This window comes from Bradyrhizobium sp. Ses1, assembly GCF_059512365.1.
The window spans coordinates 1-236 of sequence record NZ_JCAMOQ010000278.1; the positions used below are offsets into that span (position 1 = coordinate 1).

Here is a 236-nt window from a genome sequence, read left to right on the forward strand (position 1 = left end):
CGCAATCCAGCGTCTACATCGGCGCGCTGGATGAGCAGCTGGCCTCTAAAACACTTGCCGTAGATAAGCCAAACCTCCACTGCGTGCCGATCGGCGCGGTCGATGAGCATTGTCGTGTACCTTTCCGCAGCCGGCAAATCGCCGGCCAAAAAGGCGACCGGGCACGCGGATTGGGCGAGAGCGTTGCATAGGGAAAGCGTGTGATCGATGGACAATGCGTGTTCGATGCTATCCTT

The 236-nt window shown here is 58.5% G+C and carries 1 protein-coding gene; it reads left to right on the plus strand.

What is annotated here, in order from left to right; translation table 11 throughout:
* Positions 1 to 191 (plus strand): hypothetical protein (locus tag AC5ZG5_RS46665; protein ID WP_496165626.1); only part of this gene is annotated, 191 nt, incomplete at its 5' end.
* Positions 192 to 236 lie beyond the last annotated feature (45 nt).